This is a genomic window from Psychromonas sp. SR45-3 (genome assembly GCF_014163575.1).
Lineage (GTDB): Bacteria > Pseudomonadota > Gammaproteobacteria > Enterobacterales > Psychromonadaceae > Psychromonas > Psychromonas arctica.
In genome coordinates this window covers 109,417-115,941 of the sequence record NZ_JACJDP010000003.1, presented here as the reverse complement: position 1 = coordinate 115,941, position 6,525 = coordinate 109,417, and the positions used below count along the sequence as shown (strand labels likewise).

The 6,525-nt window shown below is 37.2% G+C and carries 4 protein-coding genes; all 4 read right to left on the bottom strand.

Features of this window, described 5'->3' with window-relative positions:
* Positions 1-113: 113 nt before the first annotated feature.
* Positions 114-1,412, bottom strand: a complete 1,299-nt coding sequence (eno, locus tag H5084_RS03015) for a phosphopyruvate hydratase (RefSeq protein WP_028867294.1) — start codon at positions 1,410-1,412, stop codon at positions 114-116.
* 121 nt (positions 1,413-1,533) lie between these two features.
* Positions 1,534-3,171, bottom strand: a complete 1,638-nt coding sequence (locus H5084_RS03010; RefSeq protein WP_182689488.1) for a CTP synthase — start codon at positions 3,169-3,171, stop codon at positions 1,534-1,536.
* 372 nt (positions 3,172-3,543) lie between these two features.
* Positions 3,544-5,139 carry a TerD family protein gene (locus tag H5084_RS03005; RefSeq protein WP_182689487.1) on the bottom strand — a complete coding sequence of 532 codons (1,596 nt, stop codon included), beginning with the start codon at positions 5,137-5,139 and terminating at the stop codon, positions 3,544-3,546.
* Positions 5,140-5,501: 362 nt separating this feature from the next.
* Complete coding sequence (gene mazG / locus H5084_RS03000) at positions 5,502-6,323, bottom strand: nucleoside triphosphate pyrophosphohydrolase (RefSeq protein WP_182689486.1); 822 nt, start codon at positions 6,321-6,323, stop codon at positions 5,502-5,504.
* Positions 6,324-6,525 lie beyond the last annotated feature (202 nt).

Genomic DNA, 6,525 nt, shown 5'->3' with positions numbered 1-6,525 from the left:
CGCCTAGAGCCACTTAGTTACGTAAAACATCAGGCAAAAAAAATCCCCAACCTAAGTTGAGGACTTATAAATCAAAGTAGAATATTAGCCTTAACCGAAGTTAAGCAATAATATTACTGACCTTTCACTTCTTTAAGACCGTTGTACGGTGCTTTATCACCTAAAGCTTCTTCTATACGTAGAAGTTGGTTGTATTTAGCAACACGATCAGAACGGCTCAATGAACCAGTTTTGATTTGGCCTGCAGCAGTACCAACAGCTAGGTCAGCGATAGTTGCATCTTCAGTTTCACCTGAACGGTGAGAGATAACAACTGTGAAACCTGCATCTTTAGCCATTTTGATTGCAGCTAACGTTTCAGTTAAAGAACCAATTTGGTTAAATTTGATTAAGATTGAGTTAGCAATACCGTTGTCGATACCACGCTTAAGGATCTTAGTGTTTGTTACAAATAGATCGTCACCAACTAATTGGATTTTATCACCCATTAGTTTAGTTTGGTGTGCAAAGCCATCCCAGTCAGACTCGTCAAGACCATCTTCAATAGAAACGATTGGGTATTTTTGAGTAAGATCTTGTAAGAAGAAGTTAAATTCTTCTGAAGTGAATTTTTTACCTTCACCTTTAAGGTCGTAGATGTTTGCTTCTTTGTCGTAGAACTCAGATGCAGCACAATCCATCGCTAAAGTGATGTCTTTACCTAATACGTAACCAGCATTTGCAACTGCTTTTTCGATTGCAGCAAGTGCAGCTTCGTTAGACTCAAGGTTAGGAGCAAAACCACCTTCATCACCAACAGCTGTTGAGTGACCGTCAGCTTTAAGTACTTTAGCAAGGCTATGGAATACTTCAGCACCCATACGTAAACCTTCACGGAAGTTAGGAGCGCCAACTGGTTGGATCATAAATTCTTGAATATCTACAGAGTTATCAGCGTGCTCGCCACCATTGATGATGTTCATCATTGGAAGAGGCATAGAGTAAACACCAGAAGTACCGTTTAAGTCAGCAATGTGAGCGTATAGAGGCACTTTCTTAGAGATTGCAGCAGCTTTAGCAGCAGCTAGAGAAACAGCTAGGATAGCGTTTGCGCCGAATTTAGCTTTGTTTTCAGTTCCATCTAGGTCGATCATGATTTGGTCAAGCTCAGCTTGTGCTAGTGCATCTTTACCAGCTAGCGCTTCAGCGATTGGACCATTTACAGCAGCAACAGCTTTAAGTACGCCTTTACCTAAGTAACGAGCTTTATCGCCGTCACGTAATTCAAGAGCTTCACGAGAACCAGTAGATGCACCAGATGGCGCAGCAGCCATACCGATAGAACCATCTGCTAAATGAACTTCAGCTTCTACCGTTGGGTTACCACGTGAATCCATGATTTCACGACCAAGTACTTTAACTATGTTTGACATGATTATTCCTTTGTTTAAGTAAAAATAAAATTTTAAAATTTTTTAAAACAAGCTGCTATTACATCGAGCAGCTTTTATTGTGTAATTTTTTAACAAACTAATGCGATCGGGTCAACAAAAACTATAAAAAACGACCTTGTTGATGATCTATCGCAGCTTTTATAAATCCTTTGAATAACGGATGTCCATCACGTGGTGTTGAGGTGAATTCCGGGTGGAATTGCGCAGCAACAAACCAAGGATGATCTGGGTTCTCAATTATTTCGACTAATTTTTTGTCTTCTGATAAACCAGTAATTTTTAAGCCTGCTTTTTTGATCGCTGGTAATAAATTATTGTTAACTTCATAACGATGACGATGACGTTCAAAAATCTCTTTGCTACCGTACATTTCTAATACTTTAGACTTGTCTGCTAAGTGACATTTTTGCGAGCCTACACGCATCGTACCACCTAAGTCAGAATCTTCAGTACGTTGTTCGACTTCACCTGACTTATCAATCCATTCAGTAATTAAACCAACAACAGGATATTTAGTCTCAGCATTAAATTCTGTTGAATGTGCATCTTTAAGGCCTGCAACATTACGTGCGTATTCGATAAGTGCGACTTGCATACCTAAACAAATACCTAAATACGGAATTTTATTTTCACGAGCATACTGCGCGGCTAAGATTTTACCTTCAACACCACGCTCACCAAACCCACCAGGGATTAAGATCGCATCGATACCTTCTAATACGCCTAAACCTTTAATTTCTACATCTTGTGAATCAATATATTTGATTTTTACTGTTGCAGCATTTTTTAAGCCGCCATGTTTTAAGGCTTCGTTAACCGATTTGTATGCATCTGGTAACTCAGTGTATTTACCGACCATGCCGATAACAACTTCACTGGTTGTATTTGCTTCTTCAGAAACAACTTTTGCCCACTCACTTAAATCAGCTTCAGGGCACTCTAAACCAAAACGTTCAACACAGATTTGATCTAAACCCTGTTGTTTTAACAATGCTGGAATTTTGTAAATTGAGTCTACATCGCGTAATGAAATAACTGACTTTTCTTGCACATTACAGAACAACGCAATCTTAGCGCGCTCATTTGCAGGGAAGCTCACTTCACTACGACAAATAAGAATGTCAGGTTGAATACCTAAACTACGTAATTCTTTTACAGAATGCTGCGTTGGTTTAGTTTTAACTTCGCCTGCTGTTTTTAAGTAAGGTAATAATGTTAAATGCATAAACATAGCATTAGCTTGACCTACTTTTAACGCTAGTTGACGAATCGCTTCAATGAAAGGTTGTGATTCAATATCACCAACCGTTCCACCTAACTCAACAATAGCGACATCATGCCCTTCACCACCAGCAATAACACGTGCTTGAATTTCGTTAGTAATATGAGGAATAACCTGAATTGTTGCACCAAGGTAATCACCACGACGCTCTTTTGCCAATACGTCAGAATAGATACGACCGGTTGTAAAATTATTACGTTTAGTCATTTTGGTACGAATAAAGCGTTCGTAATGGCCTAAATCGAGATCCGTTTCAGCACCGTCATCGGTAACAAATACTTCACCATGCTGAGTTGGACTCATTGTTCCAGGGTCAACATTAATATATGGGTCAAGTTTTAGAATAGTCACGTCTAAACCACGTGCTTCTAAAATTGCGGCAAGAGAGCCTGCTGCAATACCTTTACCTAGTGATGAAACAACACCACCAGTTACGAAAATATATTTTGTCGTCATAGTAACCCTAAGAATTAAAGAGTAGAAAGAAGCCGGTATTCCACATAAAAATAATCACACAGCAAAAATCATCAACTTAGCTAAGTTAAGTGATGTTTATACGTTATGTGACATTGTTATCAAAAATGAAGAATATTGAACATTTAGATGGGATGACATTATAGCAAGCGCACTTATTTTCGACAATCTTTTCTCTGCATTTACTCATAATATTTATTTTGCCTGTAAAAACAAGGTTTAACTCCTCTCTTCCTAACAATGAAAGCAGCAATAAACGTAACATAGTGTTTAAGAAATGATGTTGCGCCAGCAAAAGTACATCTTTATAAATTATGCAAATATAGAATGCTTAGCAATGCTAGCTATTATATCTTAATAAGTTGAATTTTTAAGGCTAGAAAAGTCATAAAAAATATTACCTTCTCTATTAATAGCGGTATGTCCAAGTCCTTTGTCGCACAGGCTATCTAACATTTCAGTCGCGCGTTCAATATTAACTCGACAATGAGTTGCGATGTCAAAAGGTGTGAGCTGATAGTTATTTGCTTTGATCATGTTGAGCACTAAACGTTCAAAGCGTTCATCTTGAATTGTTTTTAATGACTTAGATGCATGTTGGAAACAAAACCAACCTAGCCCACCTAACAAACAGGCAAGCGGTAAAAATAAAATCCGGCTAAAAGTTAATAAAACCAGTAATGCGGCAATCCCCATCAATAAATAAGATAAAGACTGTAGTTTTTTATATTTATCCACGGCGGTTTTATTCTCAACTTCAAAGGAAGCGATCTCTTGTTGTAACGTGTTCGATGCTACGCTAGCTTTAGGTGCTACATAACGTAACTTAGGTGGTGAGAACTGATAACGCTGACCTATTTTATCTAGCCCACCTGAAAATCCTTGGCCTACGGCACGAATCGACCAACCTTGTTGATGACGATAGAAGTTCAGCAGCACCATCGTATTATAATTTTTATCAGTGGTTTCGCAGACATACTTCGCCATCTTTTGGTCGGTATAAGTATTGCTTACGCTCAGCTCAATAAAATCAGCACTATTAATACGCTTACTCGTGGCACGCCGAGTCACTAATATTTGAATTTTAGTGACGTCCTGAGGCAGTTTATCTAAATTAATAGATACTTCTGCATCGCTCAGTTTTACTCCTTCACCACGTAATATTGTATTTTCATGATATAGAAAGTCTTTAATATTATTCACTTTATTATCACGATTAATAGCAACTACATTAAGAGCTAAATCATCGATTTTAGGCACAACATCAAGCTTACAAGTGATCGCGGTGCAATGTGTAAAGTGTTCACTAAGCGATAAATTCTGACCTTTTTGTAATTCCACATTATCAAGTAAATTGCTCGCAGATAAAGGAACGTCACTTTCTGCTTCACTTTCTTGATGCGATGGTATTGAAGTGGCTTGCGGGCTTTCAGGCGCAACCGGTGTCATAAAACTACCCCCTAGTTGGGTTAAAGTAGTCAAATAACTTGTCTTTAAAGGCAACGCTTTATAGCCTAGCTTCCAGGCATTGTTATGTTTATAAAACTCAAAAAACAACACGCTTTTATGTGTATCGTCAAACGCTTCAACATCCATTTTTGCCAACCTGCCAAGCGATAAGTCATTAACTCTAATTTGAAAGTGGCTCATTTGCTTTAAAGAATAACGACTGTTTTCGGGTAAAAATCCATAAAAAGCAATACGATCAATTTTTGCATCAAGTTGTGGGAATTGAACAGTAAAATGCCGACCTGATTTATCTTGACTCACCGCTTTGGGGAGTGGCCATTGATTAGGGGCTATATTTTTTTCAGTGAGTATTTTCCCATCGCTAAAAGGCACAGCATAAATTGCTAAATTTAAATCACTTTTAAGGCTGCGCCATGCGAAATCAATTTCAACACACCCAATTTTTTCAATTAAGATATTTTGGCCAACTATTAATGTCATAAATCACTACTTTCAATGAATAAAAAGGTACTTAACGGTACTTATGCGGTACTTAAAGATTGCTATCAAAACGAATCAGACGATATTATTAATAAATAAAAAACCTAGCATCATCAATATCAAGTTAACGATTAAGTTCACCATCTTGCTCGAACCCATAACCATGCAACAATTTTACTATTAATGATATAGGGTTAAAATTTAACTTTTAAACACTTTATCAACTGGATCTTCACCCTGCTGTTATGACAAGGTCTATCAGTTAAGTTAAGCAGAGCTGAGTCATTACTTTAATAACGCATTAAATCAGCCCCACAAAATAAAAAAGAGAAAAATATTTCACTGGGATTAACGTTTAGTTTTTAGTTTTTAGTTTTTAGTTTTTTAATGTCATTCCATATCGCATCTAGTTCGTTCAAAGTACAATCCCCCATCTCTTTACCTAATGATTTTACATGTTGCTCAACTAAACGAAAACGAGATGAAAACTTCTGATTTGCTTGATTTAAAACCTGTTCTGGGTTCGCTTTTAAATGACGAACGAGATTAACGTTAGCAAATAACAAATCACCTAACTCATCTACAATACGCGATTTTTGCTGTTCAGGTGTTAAATCAGTTCGTTTAACTTCAACTAATACTTCATCTATCTCTTCATGTATTTTAGCAATCACAGGTTCTATTTCAGCCCAATCAAATCCGACACTAGCAGCTCGTTTTTGAATTTTATAAGCGCGTGTGAGTGACGGTAACGCTAATGGGATATTATCTAAAATACTTTCTTCAGCATTTAATGATTTAGCTTTTTTTAAGCGCTCTTTTTCTTTTTCAGCTTCCCAATTGGCGTTGATTTCAGCATCGCTGGTAAACTCAGTGGTCGAGAACACATGCGGATGGCGTCGAATCAGTTTTTCGTTTAAAACGACTAAAATATCATCAAACTCAAACAAACCTTGCTCTTTTGCAAGCTGAGCATAAAAAACTACTTGAAATAACAGATCTCCAAGCTCACCTTTTAAATCATCAAAATCTTTATTGGCAATCGCATCGGCGACTTCATAGGCTTCTTCAATGGTATGTGGCACCACACTATCAAAGGTTTGCTTGAGATCCCATGGACAGCCTGTTTCAGGGGTACGTAATTGCTGCATGATGGATAATAATTGCGATAAATTTGCTGACATAATGATTCCCAAAGCAATGATAATTAAAAACTTAGGTTCAAATAGTAAATGCTCAGGTCGGCTTATGCAAAGCTTTAATCAATACACAGAAAGATGAGAAAAAAGAGTTCAAATTAATAGAGATATAAAGTGAGTGGCTGTATTTATAGATATATTTGCGGGCAGTATTTATGAATAAAAAAGCCGTTTATTTTATAAAGTG